Origin of the sequence: Sedimentibacter sp. zth1, from assembly GCF_017352195.1 — a bacterium.
Taxonomy (GTDB): domain Bacteria; phylum Bacillota; class Clostridia; order Tissierellales; family Sedimentibacteraceae; genus UBA1535.
In genome coordinates, this window is the sequence record NZ_CP071445.1 from 428,850 (window position 1) to 455,716 (window position 26,867).

At 28.3% G+C, this 26,867-nt stretch carries 25 protein-coding genes and 1 riboswitch; of the genes, 17 read left to right on the forward strand and 8 right to left on the reverse strand.

Going from position 1 to position 26,867, the window contains the following annotated elements; genetic code table 11:
• Positions 1 to 238: 238 nt before the first annotated feature.
• The 4 genes from JYG23_RS02105 (at position 239) to JYG23_RS02120 (ending at position 3,373) form a co-directional block, all read left to right on the forward strand.
• On the forward strand, positions 239 to 703 hold the full coding sequence (locus tag JYG23_RS02105) for a hypothetical protein (protein ID WP_207236805.1): 465 nt from the start codon (positions 239 to 241) through the stop codon (positions 701 to 703).
• Between the two features lie 11 nt (positions 704 to 714).
• Complete coding sequence (locus JYG23_RS02110; protein ID WP_207236806.1) at positions 715 to 1,221, forward strand: GNAT family N-acetyltransferase; 507 nt, start codon at positions 715 to 717, stop codon at positions 1,219 to 1,221.
• Positions 1,222 to 1,536: 315 nt separating this feature from the next.
• A complete protein-coding gene (rsgA, locus tag JYG23_RS02115; protein WP_207236807.1) occupies positions 1,537 to 2,577 on the forward strand; it encodes a ribosome small subunit-dependent GTPase A in 1,041 nt (346 codons plus the stop codon).
• A gap of 13 nt (positions 2,578 to 2,590) precedes the next feature.
• Positions 2,591 to 3,373, forward strand: a complete 783-nt coding sequence (locus JYG23_RS02120; RefSeq protein ID WP_207236808.1) for a GNAT family N-acetyltransferase — start codon at positions 2,591 to 2,593, stop codon at positions 3,371 to 3,373.
• Between the two features lie 214 nt (positions 3,374 to 3,587).
• Here JYG23_RS02120 and JYG23_RS02125 read toward each other — a convergent pair whose 3' ends face one another.
• Positions 3,588 to 4,589, reverse strand: a complete 1,002-nt coding sequence (locus JYG23_RS02125; RefSeq protein WP_242631616.1) for an alpha/beta fold hydrolase — start codon at positions 4,587 to 4,589, stop codon at positions 3,588 to 3,590.
• A 404-nt stretch (positions 4,590 to 4,993) separates the two neighbouring features.
• Positions 4,994 to 5,506 (reverse strand): helix-turn-helix domain-containing protein, encoded by a 513-nt coding sequence (locus tag JYG23_RS02130; protein ID WP_207236809.1) that lies wholly within the window; start codon positions 5,504 to 5,506, stop codon positions 4,994 to 4,996.
• A 775-nt stretch (positions 5,507 to 6,281) separates the two neighbouring features.
• Between JYG23_RS02130 and JYG23_RS02135 the strand changes: the two genes are divergently transcribed.
• The 5 genes from JYG23_RS02135 (at position 6,282) to pepT (ending at position 11,673) form a co-directional block, all read left to right on the forward strand.
• Positions 6,282 to 6,944 carry a hypothetical protein gene (locus JYG23_RS02135; protein ID WP_207236810.1) on the forward strand — a complete coding sequence of 221 codons (663 nt, stop codon included), beginning with the start codon at positions 6,282 to 6,284 and terminating at the stop codon, positions 6,942 to 6,944.
• Positions 6,945 to 7,074: 130 nt separating this feature from the next.
• Complete coding sequence (locus JYG23_RS02140; protein ID WP_207236811.1) at positions 7,075 to 7,644, forward strand: TetR/AcrR family transcriptional regulator; 570 nt, start codon at positions 7,075 to 7,077, stop codon at positions 7,642 to 7,644.
• 186 nt (positions 7,645 to 7,830) lie between these two features.
• Complete coding sequence (locus tag JYG23_RS02145) at positions 7,831 to 8,940, forward strand: Xaa-Pro peptidase family protein (protein WP_207236812.1); 1,110 nt, start codon at positions 7,831 to 7,833, stop codon at positions 8,938 to 8,940.
• 20 nt (positions 8,941 to 8,960) lie between these two features.
• Positions 8,961 to 10,400 carry a sodium:solute symporter gene (locus JYG23_RS02150; protein ID WP_207236813.1) on the forward strand — a complete coding sequence of 480 codons (1,440 nt, stop codon included), beginning with the start codon at positions 8,961 to 8,963 and terminating at the stop codon, positions 10,398 to 10,400.
• A 43-nt stretch (positions 10,401 to 10,443) separates the two neighbouring features.
• A complete protein-coding gene (gene pepT / locus JYG23_RS02155; RefSeq protein ID WP_207236814.1) occupies positions 10,444 to 11,673 on the forward strand; it encodes a peptidase T in 1,230 nt (409 codons plus the stop codon).
• 159 nt (positions 11,674 to 11,832) lie between these two features.
• Here the strand turns inward: pepT and JYG23_RS02160 are convergent, their stop codons facing one another.
• The gene (locus JYG23_RS02160; RefSeq protein ID WP_207236815.1) at positions 11,833 to 13,554 is read right to left on the reverse strand and encodes a hypothetical protein; all 1,722 of its coding nucleotides are present in this window, start codon (positions 13,552 to 13,554) and stop codon (positions 11,833 to 11,835) included.
• A 218-nt stretch (positions 13,555 to 13,772) separates the two neighbouring features.
• On the opposite strand from JYG23_RS02160, the gene JYG23_RS02165 reads away from it, so the two are divergent.
• The 4 genes from JYG23_RS02165 to JYG23_RS02180 all read left to right on the forward strand — a co-directional run bounded on the left by JYG23_RS02165 (position 13,773) and on the right by JYG23_RS02180 (position 19,085).
• Complete coding sequence (locus JYG23_RS02165) at positions 13,773 to 14,069, forward strand: helix-turn-helix transcriptional regulator (RefSeq protein WP_207236816.1); 297 nt, start codon at positions 13,773 to 13,775, stop codon at positions 14,067 to 14,069.
• Positions 14,070 to 14,086: 17 nt separating this feature from the next.
• On the forward strand, positions 14,087 to 16,609 hold the full coding sequence (locus tag JYG23_RS02170; protein ID WP_207236817.1) for an FAD-dependent oxidoreductase: 2,523 nt from the start codon (positions 14,087 to 14,089) through the stop codon (positions 16,607 to 16,609).
• A 310-nt stretch (positions 16,610 to 16,919) separates the two neighbouring features.
• Entirely contained in the window at positions 16,920 to 17,258 is a 339-nt protein-coding gene (locus JYG23_RS02175; RefSeq protein WP_207236818.1) for a YlbF family regulator, read from the forward strand.
• Positions 17,259 to 17,273: 15 nt separating this feature from the next.
• On the forward strand, positions 17,274 to 19,085 hold the full coding sequence (locus JYG23_RS02180) for a YcaO-like family protein (RefSeq protein ID WP_207236819.1): 1,812 nt from the start codon (positions 17,274 to 17,276) through the stop codon (positions 19,083 to 19,085).
• Positions 19,086 to 19,265: 180 nt separating this feature from the next.
• Here the strand turns inward: JYG23_RS02180 and JYG23_RS02185 are convergent, their stop codons facing one another.
• On the reverse strand, positions 19,266 to 19,658 hold the full coding sequence (locus JYG23_RS02185) for a hypothetical protein (RefSeq protein WP_207236820.1): 393 nt from the start codon (positions 19,656 to 19,658) through the stop codon (positions 19,266 to 19,268).
• A 353-nt stretch (positions 19,659 to 20,011) separates the two neighbouring features.
• Between JYG23_RS02185 and JYG23_RS02190 the strand changes: the two genes are divergently transcribed.
• Positions 20,012 to 20,890, forward strand: a complete 879-nt coding sequence (locus JYG23_RS02190; RefSeq protein WP_207236821.1) for a YitT family protein — start codon at positions 20,012 to 20,014, stop codon at positions 20,888 to 20,890.
• Positions 20,891 to 21,059: 169 nt separating this feature from the next.
• Positions 21,060 to 21,281 (forward strand): small acid-soluble spore protein Tlp, encoded by a 222-nt coding sequence (locus JYG23_RS02195; RefSeq protein ID WP_207236822.1) that lies wholly within the window; start codon positions 21,060 to 21,062, stop codon positions 21,279 to 21,281.
• Positions 21,282 to 21,449: 168 nt separating this feature from the next.
• Here JYG23_RS02195 and thiT read toward each other — a convergent pair whose 3' ends face one another.
• Positions 21,450 to 22,085 carry an energy-coupled thiamine transporter ThiT gene (gene thiT / locus JYG23_RS02200; RefSeq protein ID WP_207236823.1) on the reverse strand — a complete coding sequence of 212 codons (636 nt, stop codon included), beginning with the start codon at positions 22,083 to 22,085 and terminating at the stop codon, positions 21,450 to 21,452.
• 25 nt (positions 22,086 to 22,110) lie between these two features.
• A riboswitch (TPP riboswitch) is annotated at positions 22,111 to 22,198 on the reverse strand.
• Positions 22,199 to 22,311: 113 nt separating this feature from the next.
• On the opposite strand from thiT, the gene JYG23_RS02205 reads away from it, so the two are divergent.
• Positions 22,312 to 22,914 (forward strand): HD domain-containing protein, encoded by a 603-nt coding sequence (locus JYG23_RS02205; RefSeq protein ID WP_207236824.1) that lies wholly within the window; start codon positions 22,312 to 22,314, stop codon positions 22,912 to 22,914.
• 54 nt (positions 22,915 to 22,968) lie between these two features.
• Here the strand turns inward: JYG23_RS02205 and JYG23_RS02210 are convergent, their stop codons facing one another.
• Complete coding sequence (locus tag JYG23_RS02210; RefSeq protein ID WP_207236825.1) at positions 22,969 to 23,991, reverse strand: helix-turn-helix domain-containing protein; 1,023 nt, start codon at positions 23,989 to 23,991, stop codon at positions 22,969 to 22,971.
• Between the two features lie 133 nt (positions 23,992 to 24,124).
• Entirely contained in the window at positions 24,125 to 24,817 is a 693-nt protein-coding gene (locus JYG23_RS02215; protein WP_242631617.1) for an MgtC/SapB family protein, read from the reverse strand.
• Between the two features lie 349 nt (positions 24,818 to 25,166).
• Here JYG23_RS02215 and JYG23_RS02220 point away from each other — a divergent pair, with 349 nt between their 5' ends.
• Positions 25,167 to 25,901: a nitroreductase family protein gene (locus JYG23_RS02220; RefSeq protein WP_207236826.1), complete on the forward strand. Its 735-nt coding sequence runs from the start codon at positions 25,167 to 25,169 to the stop codon at positions 25,899 to 25,901.
• 96 nt (positions 25,902 to 25,997) lie between these two features.
• On the opposite strand, the gene JYG23_RS02225 is transcribed toward JYG23_RS02220, so the two are convergent.
• Positions 25,998 to 26,858, reverse strand: a complete 861-nt coding sequence (locus tag JYG23_RS02225) for a DUF89 domain-containing protein (protein ID WP_207236827.1) — start codon at positions 26,856 to 26,858, stop codon at positions 25,998 to 26,000.
• Between the last annotated feature and the right edge of the window lie 9 nt (positions 26,859 to 26,867).

The following is a 26,867-nucleotide window of genomic DNA, read 5'->3' on the forward strand; positions in this document are numbered from 1 at the left end:
TAAAGGAATGGAGTTTCTCAATGTGATTATTTTGTATTTTAAGCCAGATTCAAAACATTGGGAATCATGATTGTCGGATTTTTATGTATGTTTTCTGTAGCTCTTATAGTTTACTTGGTAATTTAAGCAAGGAGGAAGTTTTTATGGTAAATAGCAGTTTAGATTTACTCGTAATTTTGTTGGAAATCGTAATAATGCTTGTAATTTAATTGATGGTGAAACTTTATTAAATAACATTTTGTCTAAAAATATAAAAGAAATCACTAGTGAGTGCGCAAAATTTATAAAGAAAATATTAAGTAGCGATATTTTGTTTTGTAAATTGGATGATGAAGATAAAAATATTGCTTGTTTGTTAAAAAAACTCGGATATATTAATTTTGATGAAAAAACAAGTATAATTGAAATTATTGTTCCAGTATTTTATGAATTTGAAAATCATTTACTTGATGACATATCCAATATTATTATGAATGAAATATATAGTATTGTAAAATCTTGTTTTGACAATTTTTTAGTTAATGCTAATGTTTTCACTTCTGTAAAACATGGAGTTGATATAAAAGAACTAGGCAATGAATTGTGGCATCAAATTTTTGGATTTACAAATGAAATGCTAGTAAAATCAGGTTTTGTTCAAAAGCCATTGTATATAGAAACAGAAGGTAGATATTTGAGAAGTTTATGTATAGAACTTATGTAAGGGGAAGAAGTATGATAGAAAGTATTTGTTTAGCTACTATTCAGGACGTCGAAAGAATAGCCCTTATACATACTGAGTCTTGGAAGGTAGCATATAAGAATATCATTCCTACAGATAAATTAGAAGAAATGACTAAAATTGAACCTCGCACTAAGATGTGGGCTAAGCTTTTGACAGAATATAAGGATTCTACTTATGTGTATAAGCTTAATGATGAGATAATAGGATATTTCACAATTGGAAAATCAAGAGATAGTGATTTACAAGATGCATATGAACTTATAGGTATATATTTTCATCCTGATTTCTACGGTAGGGGATATGGTAATAAAATGATGGAATTTCTTATGGAGAATGTAAAACATAGAGGATTTAATAAAATTTTTCTATGGGTGTTTAAAGAAAATGAACGAGCTATTAGATATTATAAAAAATTCGGGTTTGAATTTGATGAAAACGAGAAAATACATGATTTAGGAAGAAAAGTATTAGAGCAAAGATATTTAGCATATATATAATAAAATGAGAATTTTAGGCTAAATAATTTAACAATTTGTAAGAATACTTATAGTTTATAAAATTTTCTTGCAATATATGTCAATTTGATATATAATAATTGTGGAATTATTTTTCCAATTTTGTTTTACGAAGGAGTGATTAAATTATGGCAAAAATAAATATTATGGTGATTATTAAATAATTTAATAAAGTGGGTGCAAAATCAAATGCTGGTTTTTGTGTACCCAAAAAAACCCTTTTGTAAATACTGTATACATATGAAAACAGAACTTGCCAATGGGCAAGTTTTTTTTATGCAAAAATTGGAGGAAATGATGATTAATTTAAATGAATTTGGATGGAATTTAGAATATGCAGAGGAAGTAAAACAAAATTTAATCCCTGCGAGAGTAATAGAGGTTCACAGAGAACTATATAAGGTAATTTGTGAACATGGAGAAATTAATGCAAGATTAAAAGGAACATTTTATAAAGAAATAGAATTTGATGATGATATCCCTGTAGTAGGTGATTTCGTTTATTTATTATATAATCAATATGGTGATTCATTGATTGCAAAACTTTGTAAAAGAAAAAGTAAGTTTTCTAGAACAGACTTTTCAGGTCATGCGGTTGGATATGTAAAAACAATCCATGAACAAGTTATTGCGGCTAATTTTGATTATGTCTTTATTGTGGTTTCACTAAATCACGATTTTAATATGAATCGTATAGAAAGATATATAGGTGCAGCAATTCAAAGTGGTGCTGAGCCAGTTATAATACTTACTAAAGCTGATTTAAATAGTGATTATGAAAAATATGTCCAAGAATTAAAAATACAATATAATGATATAGATGTTATTGCAATAAGCTCTAAAACTGGATTTGGGTTAGATATTTTAGAAAAATACTTAAATAAAGGTAAGACTTTGGTATTTTTAGGTTCATCAGGAGTTGGTAAATCAAGTCTTGTCAATGCAATTGCGGGTGAAGAAATCATGAAGGTTAATGATATTCGTGAGAGTGATTCAAAGGGAAGACATACAACTACTCATAGACAGCTAATAATGCTATCTTCTAAAACCATGATAATAGATACCCCTGGTATGAGAGAACTTGGTATGTGGGATGCTGAGGAAGGAATCAAAAAAACTTATTCTGATATTGATGAATTGATAAAACAATGTCGTTTTTCTGATTGTTCTCATGTGAGTGAGCCAGGATGTGCAGTAAAAGAAGCTATAAAATCTGGTGAGCTTGACGAAGATAGATGGAAAAGGTATCTCCAGTTATCGAAAGAAAATAGATTTGGAAAACAAAAATCAGCATATACAAAACGTGAAAAATTAGTTAAAAAGATGAAGAAACGATAAGGAGATACAATAAATGAAGAGAATACTAAAACCAAATGAAAATATAAGAAAATTACTTGAATTTACACCTTTACAATATATGATAGATTCAATAGAAGAAAATACCAAGTTAGCAGAATTATATATTAATGAATGTGAAAATACATGTTTACTGCTATTTGGACATTATCTCTTTGTAGCTGGAGAAGTTACTGATGAAGCTACAAACTTTTTATATTATGAAATATTGACAGAAAAAGTTAAAAAAGAGTTAGAAATTATAATTGTATTCTTCCCAGATGAAACTTGGAAGGATGCAATGATTAATTTGTTTCCTGATAAAAACAATCTATGTGAAAAAAGTTTATATAGAGTTAAACCAACATGTATATGTGATAGTTTTGCTAAACAAACAACAAATATAAGAAGAATTACTACTGAACTTTTGAATTCTAATGTTAATAATATTGATATGATTATTGATGAAGTTATAGGTACTGGAACTTATAATAGTATGGATGATTTTACCCAAAGGGGTATTAGTTTTTCACCAGTTATTGATAATAAAGTATGCGGATTTTGCACAAGCGAATATCCAACTAAAAGCGAAATAGCAATAGGGATAGAAGTATTAGAGCAATATCAAAAGCAAGGTATAGCAAAGCAAATGACAAAAATGTTTCTAAGTGAAGCAGCAAAACAAAATCTAACAGTTAATTGGGAATGCTGGAAATACAATATAGCATCAGCCAATACTGCAAAATCATGTGGCTTTGAAAAAGTTGCAGATTATCCAGTGATATTTATAGATTTGTAATATTTATAATAGTTCAAAATTAAAATAATGTTATAGGAGGTTTAAACTATGAATAAATTCTAATTTTAGACAAAAACAACTGTCTCCCAAATGATATAGCTTAAAACATCAAGATTTTTTCTTGACGATTTAAGCTATGTTGCTATAAAGGGTATACTCATAACAAATAGTTAATTTGGGTATAGAACATTTTTTCCTAATATGCTTCATTGAATCATTTTGTGCTCTCCAAAAGTTTGTCGGTGATTTCTGCAATTTTATCTATGTTATTTAAATAGATAAAGTGTGTGCCATCAAGAATTTCAAATTTTGCGTTTTTGCCAATTCTCTCAAGATGCATATGCTGATATGCTTGTGGTGTCATTTTAATTTGCTTATTTGGAGTTTCATAAGTTTGCTTTGAAATGATCTTAAAGTATGGAATAGATGACGGAAATGGTAAATCCATAGTTTGTTTGATAAATTCAGTTGAATTTGCCATCTGTTCTAATACATTATCCGTTATTGAAAATCCATTAAAAACAGTTGCATCGCTAATTTCTTTTTCAGTGAAACCGTTTGAAAGTAAATCAGTTTTATTTACTGTTAAAGATGCTATGAGTGAGGTGACACCTATGTTTTGTTGGAATTTTGCTATAGGCAATAAAGATTTTACAATAGCAGGTATTTTTTCATAAATTGCAGTAGATGTACTGTCAAGAGAGATTATAGCTTCAATTTCATTGGGATATTTTGCCGCATAATATTCACTGTAGATGCCAGAAATAGAATGTGGCATTAAAACATATGGTGCTTTAAACCCTGCTTTGCTTAGTGCTGTTCTTGTCTCTTCAATGTAGTTTTCACATGTACGAGGCTTCGATGTTTGACTGCTAAATCCTACACCGAAATATTCTACACAGACAACAGTGTATTTTTCACTGAGCTTTCTCATAAGTGGAGAGAAATCAGCAGATGGGAGGGCTATACCCATACCGGGTAATAATACAATTGTCTTTTCGCCATTGCCCATAGAATAAACATGCATTTGACCGTCATCAACATCAATAAGCTGACCATAAGGCTTTATTTCTACTAACTTTGATTTAAAATATGTACTATGTAAAATTGCTCCAATTGACATTAAAACTGCAATCACTCCAACTATAATTCCCAATATCATCATAATCTTATTCCCTCTTTTCATTTTTGGTTTGGTATAATTTGAACAGTTCATAATATTTTCTCCTTTATAATAAGTTTATAGGTAATTAAATAACTAATGTAAACTTATTTATTTTTTTAATATTTAATATAGATAAAAGATCAATTTACACAATAAACAATAAATACTTTTTATATAACAAGTTCTTATCTAGTAACTAAATATATAATTAATATCTATTGCTGATTCTTTAATGTCTTTTGTCTATATAATTTACAATTTTTATTTATTAAAATAATTCCTAATGTTTCTTAATATAATTAAAAGCAATGATTTTAAAACAACTATAATTGGATTTGAATCAACTTCTTTTTATAGTGTACACATTGCAAATTTCCTATATGCTAGTGAAAAACTTATGCTATTCAAGTCGTATGTCAAAAGAAAATTGCTAATTATAAAGCTTCCTTCAATGTTTACGCTTCGTCAACTGGTGATGAAATAATAGAAATATCCCTCGGCTTTCTGTTCTCTGAGATTTTGAAATTATATTTTTTTGACAATGCTGTCATTTCAGCTAAGAATGAATCAAACTCTTCATCACTCATCATAAGAACAATGTTACTTAAAAACAATTTTTGCTTTGACATATTCTCCTTATGTGCTGAAAAATAGTTTTTAAACTTTTCATAAATACTCATTAAAAATCCGAAGGCATTTTTTACAGCATTTTCAGCAGTATTTAGATCTCGTATTGCGTTTATATTTAATGCAATTGTTCGTTCTACACTGCCTCTTACTTTTTTCTCAGAGACAACTGACAGAATATCGTTATTAAGCAAAATTTTAACATGGCGATAAATAGTTGTTCGTGGAACATCATTCATAAATTTGCATAAATCATTAGTAGTGATAGATTTCTCTGTGGACAACCTCTGTATTATTCTCATCCTGACTGGGTTAAAAATGATATTATTAATATCTTTCATAATTGCACCTCCATTAATACCAAATATTATTATAATACCAAAATTGGTATTAGTCAAGCCCCTAAATTAAAAATAAGATGATAGAACTATAATGCTCTGATCATCTTGTAATTTCATGTTACTATTTATCATAAAAATATTGTTCTGTGAATTTTTGAAATGGCAGATTGTGCAAAAAAGCAACAAATAGTTGAATATCAATTTGGAATAATAAAAAGAGTATTTGGCACGACTGCTTCTTGAAAAACTCTAAGTTGTAAAATAAAATGATCAAGTTATGCAAAAAAATGTCCTATATTTAAAATTCAATGTATAATGTTAAGTGACCAAACCAAACAAATACAGGGGACAAAAATATGGGACATATAAAGAATAATACATAAAGTCGAAAAGGGAAACACCTAACTTATCTTGAAAAGATATTAAATCGTCTAGAAAGAAAGTATGGAGGGAAGTTGAAGAAGATATTTAAATCAATAACAGTGGATAATGGTTGTGGATTTCTGGATTATGAAGAAATAAAAAGGATTGAAACGTAGATAAATAATTATCCACGTAAAATATTAGGGTATTATTCTGCAAATAAAATTTACGAAAATAGGTTTGCTTAATTTAAATATGTGGGCATTACATATTGCAATTTTCATATCGTTTCTACGTATATATTTGACAAATAAATGTAAGTATAATATAATTAAGCATATTTAATAGGGGGTAATGTTTTGATTTATGATATCATATTTAAATGAATACATTACTTTAGGAGTAGTGTAAAATGAGAATATATGAACAAGAATCTTATAAAAAATCTGTATATAAATTAAAGAATGAGTATAAAGCGAGTATGGAAAAAATAGAAGCATATTTTAGAGTATGTTTTTATGGTTCACGACAAGCTGAAGAACAATGTATAAATCAAATTTTAGGAGAGATAATTTCTGCACAAAAATGCTTAAAACCTATGTCAATGGTTGTTGGTAGTAATTTGAAAGAATATTGTGATAAGTACATTAAGTTTTATCAACCTGCAAATGCAAGTATATTGAAATTTTTAAAAACAACTTTAATATATGTATTTTTTATTTTATTAGTTATGGTTATTAAAACAGTTAGAGAAAGTTCTTTTTCTTCAATAGGTAATTTACCTTTTGGTCCGCTTGAAGCGATTATAGCTTTATATGCTATAGCTTGGAGTGGATTAAGAGTAGCTATATCTAAAATAGCTATGAAAAATAATAAGCGTATCAAATTTTTAGATATGTTTACGAATGTAATTTTCATTATTTTATTATTGCCAGTATTAGAGTTAAGCAATATAAACGTATTTGTAATTAAAGTTCCTCTAATATTATTTTTAGGTATAATAGCTATTTTAGTAATAAGTATAGTAATGATTGGCAAAAATAAAAATCAACAAGATTTAGATTCTAAAGAATAAATTATGTAGCCACAAGTATTTTTAGCGTCTTGTGGTTTTTTATTGTTATAAATAGTTGTCTTTGATTTGCAACATAGGGTTTGGGTTATTTATTAGTAAAATGTAAATTGAAAGGAAGAAATTTTTAAAAATGACTAAAGGAGAAAGAACGAAAAGAAAAATTTTCAAGATAGCAATAAAGCTTTTCAAGGAGAAGGGATATAATAATGTTTTAGTTGAAGAAATAGTATCTTGTGCAAATATTGCTAAAGGGACGTTCTATATTTATTTTCCATCAAAATCATATTTAGTAGCTGAGCTTTTTGAAGAATATGATTATATGTATGATGATATGTTTGATGAAATAGTATGTTATAAAACGGCTTGCGAAAAAATAATGGTAATAGTAAAAAAAGCTTTGTCTATGACTAATGATGAAATAGGATATGATCTTACAAGAATTGCATATCAGTCTCAATTAGAGCTTAAAACTAAATCTACTGATTTAAATCGTCCTCTATATAAAAAGTTATCACAGATAATTTCAGAAGGACAGGAAACTAAAGAATTTAATGAATTAAAGTCAGCTGATTTTTATACAATGCTTATTGTCAGAAATATAAGGGGTACAATTTATGAATGGTGTATGTCGCAACAATCATTTGATATAGTAGAACATGGTTGTGATTATATGAAGTACATAATTAAACTATTATATTGACTTAAATTAGAAAAAATAAAATTTATTATATATAAAATATCTCAAATGTTAATTTAAAATTTAGCATAATGAGATATTTTTTTGTTTTAATGTTGCAATTTTTAATAAATAAAAAATTCGATTTATATTGACATTATATGACAACAGTTATATAATGTAAAAAATGACTAAGGTCATATTTAAAAAATGAAGGGAAGTATAGGCATGAATGAAAAGTACTTACAAAATTTAGTAGAAGTAATGAAAAAAAACAAAGTCGATGCAATGTTGATAGCTCCTTCAGAAGAACTTCAATTTATATTAGGTCATACGACTTTCTTGTGCGAGCGTTTCCAAGCGCTAATTATCAAAGATTCAGGTGATTATTTTTACATATGTAATATGCTGACTTATGATGAAATGTCTGCTGTTATGGATAAAAATCATGAAATATATGGTTGGTATGATGGGGCAGGTTACATGGATGTTGTAAAGAAAGCTTTTGAGGAAAACGATTTAATTGGCAAAACAATAGGAGTTAATTCAACAGAAAGAGCTTTCATTGTTCTTGATATGCAAAAAAGATTAAATGTAAAATTTATTAATGGCAGACCACTACTTGAACAAATGAGAATAATTAAAACAACTGATGAAATTGAAAATATTAAAACAGCTTGTAGAATTACAGATGAAACATTCAATTCAATTGTTAATTATGTAAAACCTGGAATGAGTGAGGGAGACATAATTAAATTTATTAAAAAAGAGTTTGCAAAAAAAGGTGCAGAATTTGGTTTTGCAATTGTAGCATCTGGATTAAACTCAGCATTACCACACTATAATGATTGTAGTAGAATTATTGAAAAAACTGATGTATTGTTAATTGATTTTGGATGCATATATAAAGGCATGTCGTCTGATATGACTAGAACTGTATTTATTGGCGAAGCAACAAAAGATCAAATTGAAACATATAATTATGTTTTGAAATCAGAACAAACTGGAGTAAAAAAAGCTGTTTGTGGAGCATATATACCTGATATTGATAAAGCATCAAGAGATATAATCGACGAATCTGGCTATGGAAAAACTTTTGTTACGCGTTTAGGTCACGGAATAGGTTACACAATGCATGAAGCTCCGGATATTAAGCAAAGTAACAAAATGAATTTAGAACCTGGTATGATATTTAGTATTGAACCTGGAATTTATCGCGCAAATGAGTTTGGTGTAAGAATAGAAGATTTGGTTCTTTGCACACCTGACGGTAACGAAGTATTAAGTCATGCAAACCGTGATTTGATAATAATAAAATAATAATTTATTAGGAGGTCAAAATGATAAAAGCAAGTCCAATTATAATTTGTTGTGTATTTATTTATTTAATATTTATTGTAGGTGTAGGTTTTTACTTATCTAAGAAAAAAGTTAAAAACTCTGATGACTTTGCTGTTGCAAGCAGAAGCTTACCAGCTGTAATTCTTATCGGAACCTTGTTGGCAACATGGTGTGGCGCAGGTGGAATCACAGGTTCTGCAAACTTGATTTGGCAAAACGGACCGTTGTTCGGTATATTAATATTTATGGGTGCACCAATAGGAATGTTACTTTTATATTTCGTTTCTGGACGTATTCGTAAAGCAACAACATATACAATTCCTGAACTATTTGAAATAAGATATGGTACTTCTGCCAGAGTTATATCAACTATATGTATAGTTTTGGGATATATTGGTATTTTAGCTTCCCAATTTAAGGCTGCAGGATATTTAATTAATCTTACTACAGGTCTTGATGTTCAGGTTGCTGTAATATGTAGTGGTATATTAATGGTTGTTCTTGCTATAACAGGAGGTATGTTTAGTGTAGCATTTACTGATGCAATTAGTGCATTCTTATTTGTTGGTGGATTTTTAATTGCAATTCCAATATTGTCAAATAAAATCGATGTTGGATTTTTAGGAATGTTCAAAAATCTACCAGCTGGTAAAAACTCATTTATTGGTAATTTAAATATTATTCAAGCAATAGGTTATATATTTCCTATATTTTTCCTAATATTAGGTGACCAAAATATGATACAGCGTATGGGAGCAGCAAAAAATGTTAAGACAGCAAAACGTTCTGGATTAGGATTGGTTATTTCTGAAGTTATAGTTTGTACAATTATTATTGTTGTAGTAACAACAGGTATTTATTTGTTGCCTCAAATTGATAAACCTGATACTGTAATTTTCCAATTAGCAATTAATTTTTTACCTCCAATTATAGGTGGTGTACTAATGGCAGCATGTATGGCATTTGTTGTAACAACAGGTGACTCTTATGTTTTATCAATATCTTCAAATATTACATACGATATTTGGAACAGATTTATCAAAAAAGATGCAACTGACAAACAAAAGCTTAAATTCTTAAGATGTTCTGCTGTTGGAGTTGCAGTATTGGCATATGTTTTAGGTAGGTTTTTCCCAGATATTTTATCAGTTCAGATGTATGCATATTCAATGTACGGAGCATCAATAACACCTGCTCTTATCTGTGCACTATTTAGTAAGAATGTTACAAAGGTCGGAGGATTATGTGGTATTATAGCCGGTGGACTTGGTACAATATTATGGGAAATAATTTTACGTTCACCATTTGGAATTAAGAGTGCAATTATAACAGTTCCTCTTGCATTTATAGTAATTTATGTAGTATCTTACTTTACTAAAAATTCTGAATCAGTACCAATAGAAAAAATATATATAAATAGTGATGCTATAGAAGAATAAATTAAACGTAATTAATAATATTATTTATGAAAGAAGGATATTTATGAAAAATATATTAGACAGATTTTTAGATTATACTATGATTGATACGCAATCAGCATATAATCCTAAAACCGTTCCAAGTACAGAAAAACAAAAGGATTTAGGACGAATTTTGGTTGATGAACTAAAAAAAATGGGTGCAGAAGATGCATATATGTCAGATAATGCTTGCGTATATGGTACTATTCCTGCAAATTACGATAACTGTAAAGCACCTTCAATAGGTTTTTCATCGCATCTTGATACTACTCCTGAGCTAAGCGGAAAGAATGTTAAAGCTAAGGTTGTAAAAAATTATGATGGTAAAGATATAGTTTTAAATAAACAAGAAAATATAGTAATGGAAGTAAGTAAATTTCCACATATGAAAAATTATATTGGAAATGATTTAGTAGTAACAGATGGTACTACACTCTTAGGAGCTGATGACAAAGCAGGTTTAGCCGAAATAATGAATATGGCTCAGTATTTCTATGAAAACCCTAATGTTAAACATGGTGAAATACAGTTCTTTTTCCCTTGTGATGAAGAAATAGGTTGTTTTGGAACTAAACAATTAGATAAATCAAAATTTAGTCCTACTTTTGCTTATACATTAGATGGAGGTCCAATAGGTGAAATAACTTATGAATGTTTTAATGCTGCAGAAGCAAAAGTTAAGATAAAAGGTGTCAATATACATCCTGGTTTATCAAAAAATCAAATGAAAAATTCTATTTTAATTGCTAAGGAATTTTTAAATATGCTTCCTGATTTTGAAACACCTGGTCATACTGAAAATTATGAAGGATATTATCATATTATTGATTTTTTAGGAGAAGTTGAACTTACTAATTTAAGATTTTATTTAAGAGACCATGATAAAGCAAAATTTGAAGTAAGAAAAAATAGAATTAAAGAAATATCAGAGTATCTAAACAAAGTCTATGGAGAGAATACCGTGGAATTTAAAGTTAATGATACATATGGTAATATGAGTGAAATGATTCTTCCACATTTCGAAATAGTTGAAGCTATACAAAATGCTATGAAATCAGTAGAGGTAAAACCTTTCTTTATTCCTATGAGAGGTGGAACAGATGGTTCTATAATGTCATTTATGGGCATACCATGTCCTAATATCTGTACAGGTGGACATAATTTTCACGGTAGATATGAATATGTTCCTGTTCAATCTATGGAAAAAATATCATCTATATTGATTGAAATTGTGAAAAGCTTTGCAAAATAAAAAAGAGTTGCACTGGCAAGGTCTGATATAATTCATCTTTTGCATAGTGGTGTGATTGAACAGTCAGGTATACCAATAGAGATGATATTATAATGTTTTAACAATAGGCGAGTTAATAGTTTATATTAATTCGCTTATTGTTTTTATTGAGACAATATATTATCTATCTAAATCAACAACATAAATGTTAAATTCATCTTTTATAATTAAAATTTTATCATCAATAATAAATGAATTATCAATATAATCACCAGGTAAAAAGTTGTTTGCACCAAACCTCATATCTTTCTCAACACTTTTACTATCAAGTGAAAATATTTTAGCAAAATACTCATGCTTATAGTGATTATATGCCCAAATAAACAATTTAGAGAAATCACTTGAAAAACGTCTCGAAAATTCTAAATACATTCCTTCGCTTTCATATGTTTCCCGATGTTTTTCTGCATCATATTCATATGCTTCTAGATATTTTTCTGCATCATATAATTCAACATACTCATATGGCTTTATATTTAAATCATAATATCCCAAACTATAAGGAAAAACATCTGCACCATACGGTAACTTATTAGAATATATTCTATTATTAACAATTTTATAAATACATTGTCCTCGAGATTTATCAAATTTGATATTTTCTCCAGTTTTTATATTTACTATGCCAAAACCATTACTCCATTCATATCCTGACATACAATAGATACAGTTTTCATTATCTAACCATCCATAAGGATAATATGAATTATATTCAGATAAATTTAGGTTTTCATCTGAAACACTTTCTAAAGTAACAATTACTTCATCCTTTTGAGTATTTTTTATGATAAGATTTCCGTTATTATCACTAAAGGCATAGTAATTGTTATCTTCACTATATAATTTATTTTTATCTTTTTTATTATATTGAACAATATTACCATCGATATCAATCAAATAATCTATTGAAATATCATTAGCTTTTTCATATCCAATATTTGCAATAAATCCAATTTTACTAGTATCATGTGACTTATTGTAAATTTGATTGCCAACATCAATTGTCTTTGTAACTTTATTATTATTATAATCAAAATAACAAACCTTTAAATTATGCATCAATGAGCCATTATCTTCAATTTCAACAACTTTACCCATAAGCAAAATCAAATCTTTATCATTTACTAATACATCGTATAAACTGTATCCTGGCAAAATTGTGTTTTGGTCTATTGTGTTTGCTATACTATTGGCATTAGGATTTTCTTCAAAATATTTAGTAATATTTTGATTATCACTAAATCTATCATCTTTTGAAACAACATCTAAGGCATAGCTAAATAACTCAGCATAGCTAAGATTAGTATTATTGATAACATCTATATAATATTCTATTTTATTATCAACACTGGCTTGAACTAAATAAATTTCATCAGTATATAAATTATTATCGTTTTTCAATTTGTTATTGATTTGTTTTTTACAATTAAACTGTATAAATACCTTATTTATATTTACTGTTAAGTTTTCATCAATAAATTTGGGATGACGTTTTAAAATTTGACTTTTTATATCCAAAACACCATAGTCTTTATAAGTATATTCAAGCCATTTTTTTATCCATTCTTTTTCAGTAAGTTCAGAACCCTCATCATAAATATATCTTGATAGTTCAAGATTTCTAAGTTCATCTCTGAAATTTAAAGTACCTTCTTCATTTTTAGTATCTGTGTCAATTTCTTTCTTATCATCATTATTTATTTCATCTGCTATTGTTTTGACTTCTTCGTCCTCGCTATTATCAATATTTGTTTGAACATCATTTGCCTTATCAAAACTACAACCTATAACTGCAAATATAATCAATAAAATCTCCAATGCCACTAATATAAGCTTTTTCATCATATCCCCCATATCTAAATAATTTTACATAAAACATATTTTATACAATAAATCATACTATATTTTACCATAATATCATAAATTTAACCAATAGATAATTATTTTAACTACTAATTATAAAATATGCTAAAATTCAAATAAAAAACAATTCAAAAATTCTTGACAATATATGCAAATATGCTAATATTATAATATAGTAATATAAGAGGTGAAAATTTATGATTGATTTTAGTAATAAAGAAAAAATTAAGGGAATACTAACAGAAAAAGCAGAGATTTTTAAAACAATAGGTCATCCTGTTAGACTTTGCATATTGACTATGCTTATAATGGAGCAAAAAAGCAATGTAAGTGACATGCAGTTCTGTCTTGATGTTCCTCAACCATTAGTTTCTCAGCATTTAGCAAAGCTGAAATCTGCTGGTATCATTTCGTCAGAAAGAAAGGGTACAGAAATAATTTATAAAATTAAAAACGAAGAAGTAAAACATATAGTAGAACAAATTTTAGAATGACAATTGGAGGAAATAAAATGAACAAAAAGGTTTTAATTATTGGTGGTGTAGCAGGTGGTGCTAGCACTGCAGCTAGATTAAGAAGGCTTGATGAAACAGTAGAAATAATAATGTTTGAAAGAGGTTCATATATTTCCTATGCAAACTGTGGTCTTCCTTATCACATTGGCGATGTAATAAAGGAAAGAAGTTCTTTGTTGTTGCAGACTCCAGAAGCTATGACAAAAAAATATAATGTAGATGTTAGAATAGATAGTGAAGTTATTTCAATAGACAAGGAAAATAAATATGTTGAGGTTAAGAAAACAAAAACAGGTGAAACTTATAAGGAAAATTATGATACATTAGTTATTTCAACAGGCTCATCCCCTATAAAGCCACCTATAGAAGGTATAAATACCCCTGGAATATTTACGCTTTGGACAATTCCTGATACCGATGAAATCAAAAAATTTATAAATAAAGGACATTCTAAAACAGCAGCAGTAATTGGTGGTGGATTTATAGGATTAGAAATGGCTGAAAATTTACATCATGCAGGATATGATGTAACTGTTGTTGAAATGTTAGACCAAGTTATGGCTCCTGTTGATTATGAAATGGCACAGCTTGTTCAAAAAAATATGGTCATGAATAATATTAAACTAAATTTAGGTGATGGAGTATCTAAATTTAATAGTTCAAATGATTCTATTTCTATTATACTAAATAGTGGTAAAACTATATCAGCAGATTTAGTTATTCTTTCTATTGGTGTACGTCCAAATAGTGAACTTGCTAAAAAAGCTGGCTTAACATTAAATAAACGTGGTGGTATTGTTGTAGATAAATACTTAAAAACATCCGATTCTAATATATATGCGTTAGGAGATGTTATAGAGGTAGAAGAATTTATAGGAAAAGATAAAACTATGGTTCCTCTTGCAGGACCTGCTAATAAGCAAGGTAGAATTTGTGCTAATAATATTTGTGGTGCAAATGAAGAATACAAGGGAACCCAAGGAACATCTGTAGCAAAGGTATTTGATTTAACTGTTGCTTCTACTGGGGTTAACGAGAAAACTTTAAAAAGATGGGGCTTGGTTGAGGGTAAGGATTATTTAACAGCTATCATAGCTCAAAAATCTCATGCAGGATATTATCCTGGTTCGTGCGAGTTAATCTTAAAGCTTATATTTTCTCTTGATGGGAAAAAAATATTTGGAGCACAAATTGTCGGTGAGGATGGAGTAGATAAAAGAATTGATACTATTGCAACAACTATTAGATTAGGTGGAAGCATTTATGATTTGAAAGAATTAGAGCTTGCTTATGCACCACCTTATTCTTCAGCAAAGGATCCTGTGAATATGCTGGGTTTTGTAGCAGAAAATATAATAGAAAATAAAATTTCTTTATCAAAATGGAATGATTTAGATCCGACTAAAAAAGGTGACTACACTGTACTTGATGTGCGTGAGGACGTTGAACGTTTAGTGTTTTCAATACCAAATTCTGTTAATATACCTCTAGGTGAACTTAGAAATAGAATGGCTGAACTTAATAAAGATGATAACATAATTGTATTTTGTGCAGTTGGGGTGAGGTCCTACAATGGGCAAAGAATATTAATGGAAAATGGATTTAAAAATGTGAAAGTATATCCAGCTGGAACAAATTTTTATAAAGCAGTTTATTACAATTATTTTAATAGCATAGAGGATAATTCGAACTCAATTAATGTATCAAATAGTAATCAAATAGACAATTCTACAAAGGAGTTGAATGAAAATATGTTAAATAACATAAAAGCATCTATAAAAGTAGATTGCAATGGTTTGCAATGTCCAGGACCTATCATGAAGGTATATGAGACAATAAGTAAAATCAATGATGGTGATATTATAGAAGTGTCAGCTACAGATTCTGGTTTTTCAAAAGATGTTGGAGCATGGTGTAGAAGGACAGGAAACAGATTGCTTAAAGCAGAAAAAATAGGCAAGAATAACATAGTGTTTATTCAAAAAGGATTGGACGATAAAAATTCAAATTCTCCTATGCAAAATGGAGCTAATTCTAATCAATCAGCTAATGATGGTAAAACAATTGTTGTGTTCAGTGGTGACATGGATAAGGTATTGGCATCTTTTGTTATAGCAAATGGTGCTGCAGCAATGGGCAGACCTGTTACAATGTTCTTTACATTTTGGGGTCTTAATGTTCTTAGAAAAACTGAAAAACAAAACATTAAAAAACCTATTGTTGATAGGATGTTTGGTAAAATGATGCCTCAAGGTGTTAGCAAATTAAAGATTTCAAAAATGAATATGGGTGGTATGGGAACTGCCATGATGCGTAAGGTAATGAAAGATAAAAATATTGATTCTTTAGAGGATTTAATTAAAAAGGCAATGGATAACGGTGTAAAAATGATTGCTTGTACCATGTCTATGGATGTTATGGGAATTACGAAAGAAGAATTGATAGATGGTATTGAATATGCTGGTGTTGGAACGTATCTTGGAGATGCTGAGGAATCAAATGTAAATTTATTTATATAATCTATAGTTACAATTAAAGTTTATTATAAATTAAAATAGAATAAAACAAAATATTGATTTGCAATAAAATTAATTTTAATTTTGGCTTTGCCAGACTAAATTGTTGATTTGCTACACAAAATAAGGTTGTCTTGATAGACAACCTTATTTTAGTTATTTTTCTTGCTAGCTAGCGAGTTCAGCGGTAGGCATTACAGAAGATATTGCTTTAGTTCTCATCGCAAGTATTAATAGACTAATCAATAATATGTTCTAAAGTATATTAAAATAACATAGGATACTAGTGATTAAAATAAAAGGGGAAATAGCAATGGAACTAAAAAAAAGTGTTCAAACTTTTTCTAATGCAATTAAATCAACTAAAGAGTTTAGTGATTTAATTCAGGCAAAAAGAGCAATTGAAAAGAATAATATGTTAAAAAATGAAGTAATTGATTTTAACCAAAAACTATCAAGTATCTATTCATCCAATAAGCCTCAAAATATAATTAAATCCGAAGCAGAACAACTGTTTAAAAAATTCGATTCACTTAATAAAAACATTGAAGTTGAAAAATTCTTAAAAGCTTCAGATGAATTTAACAAAATGATGTATAGAACAAACCAGTATATGAATGAATTGGTTCAAAAAGAGTTAATTCTTAAATAAAGGTGGGGAATATTATTGAACTTTATTAAAAAGCGTAAATATAAGGATGAATATCCACTTAATACAATCAATAAAATTAGAAACATTTTAAATGACTTAGGAATTTTAACAGTTGAAAGTATGTGGAAACATTCAGCTAATGATTTTTTTTCTGTAACAGTTACTGTAGTTAATACAACTCTTTCAACGAATGGAAAAGGAACTACGTATGAATATGCGTTAGCTAGTGCTTATGGAGAACTTATGGAAAGGCTTCAAAATCAGGCTCCGTTCAACCTTGGTACCAATGTAAGCCAGGAAGCAATTGAATATAAAAACTTTTTTTATGCACCTGATGAAAAGCAGTTAAGTGACAATGATATTTTAAATAGCCAGGAAGAATGGATAAATAAAAAACTAGCGAAACTAAATCCTGATATTGATAAAAAAACTTTTCTTAATAAATGGAAGCAGATGTCTCATGAAAAAATCCCTTGTGACTTTATTGCAGTGCCTTTTTATAATATTAATAGTAGAATATCCTCATATATTCCTATTAAAATGCTATCCAAAATGTATATGTCTAATGGAATGTGTGCGGGAAACACTCCTGAAGAAGCATTAGTTCAGGGAATTTCCGAAATACTTGAAAGAAATGTCAATATGAAAATCATTACCAATAAGCTTACACCTCCTACTATACCCAGAGAATTTATCAAAAAACATAAAAGAGTAGATAATCTTATATCTCAAATTGAATCAAGCGGAAATTTTGAAATTATTCTAAAAGATTGTTCATTGGGTCAAGAATTTCCGGTAATAGGAGTTATTTTTATAAACAAAGATACTCAGTCATACTTTGTAAAGTTCGGCGCCCATCCAATATTTGAACTTGCAGTGGAGCGTACTCTTACAGAACTTTTGCAAGGTCAAGACATAAATCAAATGAAAGGCACATGTGAATTTTCATATAGAAGTTTTATTTCCGACAGTCATAGTAACTTAATAAATATTTTAGTTAATGGTTGTGGTGAATATCCTGTAGAGTTCTTTAGCGAAAAAGAAAGTTTTGAATTTAAAGAACCGGTTAATACAATTCAAATGAACAACAAAGATATGTTAACATATCTAGTGAATCTACTTAATAAATCAGGCCATGATGTTTACGTGAGGGATGTATCATTTTTAGGATTTCCTAGCTTCCATGTAATTGTTTCGGATCTTAGTGAAATTGAAGAGATAGACGATATTCGTCAGATTGAAGACTATGTACAATTTATAAAAACGAAGAAAATGATAAGAAATTTGCATATGTTAACCAATAATGAAATGATTGAACTTGCTGATTTGATAGAACAAGCGAATTTAGGATTTGAAACGTCAATAATGCAATATTTAAACACACCTAACTGCAAATATTCTTCATGGTATTTTTCTAATTTTGACTTGTTCACTACCGCTATTTATTGCAAAATAGGCAATTATAATAAAGCTTTTAATAAAATTGAAAAGCTTTTAATTTCACTGAAATTAAATTCATGTAGCATACAAATGATTACATATTACAAGTGTATGAGGGATTATTTGGCTGCAAAAGCTGATGAACTTAATGACACTCAGATTATAAGAAAATTATCAGTATTTTATCAACAAGATATGATAAATGGTATAATTAATGAAATAGGGAAGCCTGAAAGTATTTTTAAGAATCATTCCACTATTAATTGTTCCAATTGTAAATTCAAATCTAATTGTGAATATATAGAAACTGAAAAAGTATATAAATTGTTAAAAGAGAAATATTCATTTGCCAAGATTGATAATAAAGAGTTAGTAAATTTGTTTTAATAATAAGAATAAGGTCTGTTATAAGCGAAAGTTATAGCAGACCTTTAGAAGTATGTTTTATGTGATTAATGCTTTGTTTTCGTCTGCTTGAATTCTTATTTACACAAAATTTTTTACACAATCAATTAAAGCCGCATATTCTATATTACTTATTGCTGCTATACCTTGAATGTTATTTATTTATTTCGTACCTTTCATATTTTTCATACCTTCCATACCTTCCATGCTGTCCATGCTGTCCATGCTGTCCATGCTTTCCATACTGTCCATACTTTCCATACATTTCATGCTGTTCATGCAATGCATACTATTCATGCAACGATTACCGTTCATACATTGCATACTATGCATGCAACGATTACCATTCATACATTGCATACTATTCATACAACGATTACCGTTCATACATTGCATACTATTCATACAACGGTTACTGTTCATACACTGCATGCCTTTCATACATTGCATACTATGCATGCCTTTCATACTTTTCATACCATGCATACCTTGCATACTCATCATTTCATTATCATTGTTAGATGGTGAAGATACTGGCATTTCATATTTATCCATTTAATTTACCTCATTTCTTTTAAATTATTTTAAGCCTTTAATATTATATGAAGTTGTTATTACTTTGTTACGTAAATTGTAATACGTCTGTTCATGTTTGGTGATTTAGAGAGAATTATTAAATTAATGAAGGTTGAATGCAATAATCAGTAAGTATAGAATTTTATTTACATATTGAATTCTTGTAATTATTCTTTAGATGTGGTATCCTATTTCCTGTGTTATGGTATTGTAAGCATAATATTTTATTTGGTATGGATAAGTACTATTGGTATTATTTTAGATTATAAATAAATTACTGACAGAGTCAGAATAATATAAAAGTTTTAAACAATTTGGGAGGACATTAAATAGTGAAAAAGATATTTAAAATTAAATTAGTTCGTATAATATTATTGACAGTAGGAAGTTTAATATATGCAATAGGAATTGCGTTGTTTTTAGATCCGAACAGTCTTGCACCAGGTGGAACAACCGGAATTGCAATTATTATAAGCAAGTTGACCAGCCTTAAAACTGGTACTTTAGTGTTATTAATTAATATTCCTATTCTTTTATTTGGATGGTGGCGTTTTGGAACAAAATTTATTTTCTCGACTATTTATGTTACTTTTATTTCATCATTCTTTATTAACATGGTTTCTGTAAATATAGTTGTCAAATATGGTGTAGTTACAAAGGATTTGTTATTATCGGGAGTTGCAGGTGGTTCTTTGATGGCGATAGGTATGGCAATGATTTTTCGTCAGGGTGCAACTACAGGGGGAACGGATATAATTGTAAGGGCTTTGAGACAGAAATATAGGCATATAAAAACGGGAACAATATTTATTATTACAGATTCAATAATAATTACAGCGTCAGCTATAATATTAAAAAATGTTGAAATTGCTCTGTATGCTGCCATAACCATTGTAGTAAGTAATTTTGTGTTAGATTCGGTTCTATATGGTGGAGATAGTACAAAGCTATTATATATTGTCAGTGATAAATATGATTTAGTTGCTAACAGAATATTAGAAGAAATTGATATCGGAGTTACATTTCTAAATGCTGAGGGCGCTTATACATCTAATGATAAAAAGGTAATCATGTGTGTGTGTAGAAAGTACAATTATTCCAAAATTAGGGATATTGTTAAACAAGAGGATGAAAGTGCATTTTTTATTGTATCAAGTGCAAGCGAAGTGTTTGGCGATGGTTATAAAAGCCATTTTATTGAAGAAATTTAGTACATATTAATTATTTAATTTTACGGAATAAATATTGAGGAATTCTTTTTTATGTATTTAATTCAGATGTAGCCATTTATTTCTATGATTATTTTTCAATTTAATTTTAATAATATTTATATAGGCTATTTTTAATAGCAATAAATTGGAATAAAATGATGGAGGTCATATGGCACACATAAGTAAAGATAAAAGAAATAATATTAAAAAAATACAAAACAGTATTGATAATACAATTGAAAACTATAATGAAGCTAAAAAGCAAATTGAAGTAGCAGATAGTCCAATATCTATTAGTAACCTTAAAGCAAAAAATGAGAGAAGATTAGAATCACTTTCAGGTATGAAGGATGAAATCAGGGAAGAAACAAAACATAATAAGAATAATTAATTATAATTTTTATACTTATGGCATTAGATTAAAATTGTAAGTGTATATACATTTGTTTTATGCTTGAACATATAAAAAGGAACGATTATAACAAGATAACCGTTCCTTTTTAATGATTGCGTTTAAATATAATTTTAATTATTATTTAGATATATTTATTTGTATATGCTAAACATTGCTAACTTTAAATCTGTCAAAGAATTTAACAAGTCCTGGAATTAATAATATTATTATTGTTATTATTCCTTCAACACCTATGTAACCAATGTTATAATATAAAGACCATGTTACAGCATTAAAGCCTTCTGGAGCATATTCTCCGAAAAATATGGCTCCAGATAAAAATGCCATAACGTATCTTCCGAATATACCTAAAATATAAGATTTAATTAATCCGTGATTTTGATTTCTTAATAATGCACCAATACCCAAAGCGCCGAATGCAAGAGGGTATTCTAAGAATAACTGTACAGGATGTACAACATATGGGTTAATTAATAAATCTAATAATCCAAAAGTTATACCTGCAAGAATTCCTTGTCTTGCTCCAAATAAGTAACCAATTAAAACAATTACAAGCATACTAAATGGTGTAATTGAGCCACCCTGAGGCATTCTGAATAGTGTTATTTGATTTAACACATAAGCTATTGTTATTAATATTGCAGTTTTAGTCATAATTTTAACATCAAATTTCTTTTGTTTACTAGATATCGCAATGATAGCTAATAATGCAAACATAACAACAACAATAACGATTTGTCCAATTGTGGACTCAACAAAATTTTGTAATAATTCTGACATAAAAAAACTCCTTATCCAATGCATAAAGAGAACTAACACGCTTCCTTACGCTGGTATTAACCAGTTCAAGTTATAAGGGTAAATCTCAGCCGTTGGCTCCCCTAGCAAAATATTGTATTTACTTAACAAAAGACATTGTAGCATAATATGAAAATAATTTCAAGCATTTTGTTTAATATATTTAAGATTTTGGGTAAACATAATCTGGAGGTGAGAATAGACAGAAATGAATACACATGAATTGTATAAAAATATTAATAAACATATATTAGAAGATGAAAAGCCATCCATTTACTTGAATGAAATCTTTGAAGGTGAAGTTTTTAAGCAGTATCCATTTAATTTATTGCATGAAATGAGAAATACTGAACAGTCTAAAATTCACCATCCTGAAGGTAATGTATGGAATCATGTTATGATGGTTGTTGATGCTGCAGCAAAGATTAAGTATAAAAGTAAAAATGAAAGAGTATTTATGTGGGCAGCTTTGTTACATGATATTGGAAAACCACCAACTACCAAAATTAAAAAAGGTAGAATTATATCATATGATCATGATAAAGTTGGCGAAGAACTTTCAGAAAAATTTTTATCAGAATTCACAGATGATAAAAATTTCATTTATGATGTTTCAAAGCTTGTCAAATATCATATGCATATTTTGTATGTAGTCAATAAGCTTCCTTTTGCAGATGTTGAAAATATGAAAAAGGAAACTGATGTAGAAGAAATAGCATTGTTAGGTTTTTGTGATAGAATGGGTAGAACAAATAGCAATTTTGAAAAAGAAAAGAAAAATATAGAAATGTTTATAAAAGCCATCTCTTAGTTTGAATACTAGAGATGGCTTTATTGTGTGTATTTTTTATACTACTAAATATATTTATAGACTTTCTATTCTATGAATACATCTTTTGAAGTAATCTACTGGTTCACCTTCAGTTATTTTCCAATCAGTTTTAAGTAATTCTATTGCCATGTTGTAATATTTTATTGCTTCATCATATTTTTCTTCAATTTCATATATATTTGCAATTCCTTCATATGAATCAGTATATTTAGGGCTTGGTTGCATATTACATGCTTTTATATAATTTTCAATAGCGTTATCATATTTGCATAAAGTTGCATAGAAGTTGGCTTTTGAAAACCATGACAACCAGTCATCTGGATAATTATTAGTCATTTCATTTATGTATTTGATAGCTAAATCGATATTTCCATTTTTCTTTTCAATTAATGACTTGTAACATAGGTATCTATAGCTACCATCAACCTTCTTCATTTTTTCAAGTATTTCTCTTGCTTCTTTGCATCTTCCATCGGCTATAAGCAGATCTAAAAGCCATAGATATCCTCTGTTATAGTCAGGATGTTCACTAATAAAATTAAAATAATATTTTATCATTTCATGATGATTTGCAATATTCCAATCAACTATAACTCCATTGGTAGCCTTACTTAAAAGGTTATGATTTTCTTTACTTGTTGGGTTTAGTTTTAATGCATCAAAAGCATAATTTTTTGAGATTTCAAAATAACCATTTGCTTGTTGATTGTATAATGCTGATGACAGAGTTAATACTCTTGCTTTGTTATCGTCATCATTTAATTTTGACAATAGATATTCTTTATAGGAATCAAAAACATCCCTTGATAACATACGTTCATTATCTATTGCATTTTCTATTCTATTTAAGTGATTTTCATCAGTTAATGAAAATAATTCATCAATTGTTACTCCAAATATAACTGAAAGCTGTGGTAAAAGTGATATATCTGGTGTAGTCAAATTATTTTCCCATTTTGATATTGCCTGTGATGATATATTTAATTTTTCTGCAAGCTTTTCTTGTGTTATACCTTGCTTTAATCTAAGTACTTTAATTTTAATACCTATTTCCATAATAAAAATCTCCTTTAAATTGTTCAATCGATTGTAGCTTAATTCTAATATACAAATAGATATATAACAATGACTTAATAGTTTAATCTTATATACTGTTGGTTAAATTTATTGTGGATTGTTTAATAAAATTTTACAAAATCTCAACAAATTTAATTCCAGTGATATTAATTGCTAACTCAATTATGTCACAGCTTTCTTTTTTGTTTTGATTTTTGATAGTTAAAATTGCACCAGAAGTTTTTTTGCATTTTAAATCGTCATTAGAAATTTCAATTTTGATAATTGTAAAATTAATTTTTTTTAATTCTGATATTAACATGCTCAAATTTCGAATATCTTCAAATTCTATATAAACTGTTCCTATTTTCGAACGAGAAGTAATAAAATAGTCTATTCTGTAAAAAAGTGTAGAAACTATAAAAATCATAATACACGAAATAATTGCTGCTTCATAAAATCCGATTCCTATAGCGAGTCCCATACATGCTGATGCCCATAAACCAGCTGCTGTGGTAAGTCCTTTTACTTGATTTTTTGATGTTACGATTATTGTTCCTGCTCCTAAAAAACCGACACCACTAATAACCTGAGCTCCAAGTCTGGCAGTATCAGTGCCTCCAATTGTTTCGCTTATATATTGATTTGTCATCATAGCAAGAACTGAACCGATACAGACAAGTATATGCGTTCTAAATCCAGCAGGTCTGCCTTTCTTACCCCTTTGCAACCCAATTACTCCACCACAAATAGTTGCTAATATCATTTTAAAAATGATGCTTGCAATATTAATTTTGCATAAAAAAGGATAATAATCACTAATCATATAAAATCCCTCCAATATAGTAGTATAATAAAATTTTAGTAAAATGTTACTAAAATATAAATTTATAGACCGTTTACGTCAAATAACTATAATATCATCATTATTGTAACATTTGCATAAATAAAAGTAAAGCTGGTCAGTATAAACCGTTTACGTCAATCAACTATGTCAATCAAGACAAGATATGAACGAATTAATTTTCCATGGTATATATGGTATAAAAGAAAAATTTTTATTAAAAAGTAAAAGAAAACCTTTTCAAAAGTTACTAAAAATGCTAATATTAAACTATTAAGTGTAAGGAATTTTAAAAAAATTATTATATTATTATATTTAAAGGGGTATTTAAATGAATGAGATAATTAAACAATTATTTGATAGAAAATCAGTTAGGCTGTATGATGATAAAAATATAGATGATGAAACTAAAAAATTAATCTTACAATCAGCAATTCAGGCACCAACAGCAGGCAATATGTCATTGTATAGTATTATTAATATTACGGATCAAAATATTAAGGATAAATTGTCAGTAACATGTGATAATCAACCTTTTATTAAAAATGCAAAAATGGTTTTGATATTTTGTGCTGACTATTCAAGATGGTATAAAAGTTTTTGCGAAGTTGAATGTCAGGTTAGAAAACCTGATGCTGGAGATTTATTACTTGCATTTTCTGATGCTCTAATAGCTGCACAAAATACTGTTGTTGCGGCACAGTCAATGGGAGTAGGTTCATGCTATGTTGGTGATATTTTGGAAAATTATGAGGTTCACAAAGAAATGCTTAATTTACCAAAATACGTAGTTCCAGCATGCTTGGTTTTGTTTGGATATCCAACTGAGCAACAAAAAAGCAGAGTAAAACCTAGAAGATATAAATTAGAGGATATAGTTTGCAATAATACATATTTCAAAAACAATTCAAATAATCAGTTTAAAATGATTAAGTGCGTGACTGATAAAACTGATGAAGAAGTAACGAACTTTATTAAAGCAATATGCAAAAGAAAATGGAATTGTAATTTTAGCAAAGAAATGAGTCGCTCGGTTACTGAAATGATAAATGATTGGATTGAGTAATCTGTTTACAAGTATTTTATTTGAAGAAAAAATGATTAAATTGTTGTGAAAAAATAAATAAGGAATTTTAGATATGTTTTCTAAAATTCCGTTTTTTTATATCATTTTCATTACTAAATCACCAACATTACAACCAATATCTTTTGCTACTGAATTGCACTTTGCTTTAAACAGATAGAATATATTTTTATCTTTTACTTCACTTAGTGTTTCATAGTTAGCTTGACCTTTAGCAATAATTAAATCAGCATCTTCGAATTCCTTAATAAATTCTTGAGAGCATAAGCTCATTATTGTTCCTTGCGCATCTGAACCGTTATCTATAACTCTAACTAAATCATTTATTTTAACGTCTAGGGCGTCTTTTATAGTTGCATCATTGACAATAGGTTCTTTTTTAACAACGTATGTTATTTTATTTTTTGGAAGTTTGCTAATAAATAGCTTGTCAAAAACAATCTCACCGGCGTTATCTGCTAAATATAATATTTTATTACTGCTTTGTAAATGTTTGATAAAATTTTCTACATCGTTACCAAATAATCTGTCGGTTATACATGTTTCTAAAGTTTTTGTTACTAATTCCTTTGTTATGTAATCATGTGCACTAAAGTCAATTATATTGCCTGCTATTGCAATTCTGCATGCAGTTTCAATAGGAGAAGTGCTTTTATTTATCATTTCTTCAAGCTTGTATGTTTCACATAATTTAAAAGCAAATTTATTGCAATCATCCTTTATTTGTTTGTATGGGTCATCTAAATTTAACTCATCAATTACATATTTATTAAATATTCGGTTCAATTCAGGTGATGTTTCTTGAAAAGTTACGTCTCCTAACTTTTTATATAAATTTCTTATTATATTTTGTTGGATTTCAATATTTTTTGTACTCATAGTTGCTACTTTTGTAATTTGTCTTGATAAGCAAATTAAACAGTCATAAGTTATTTTCATTATTATCTC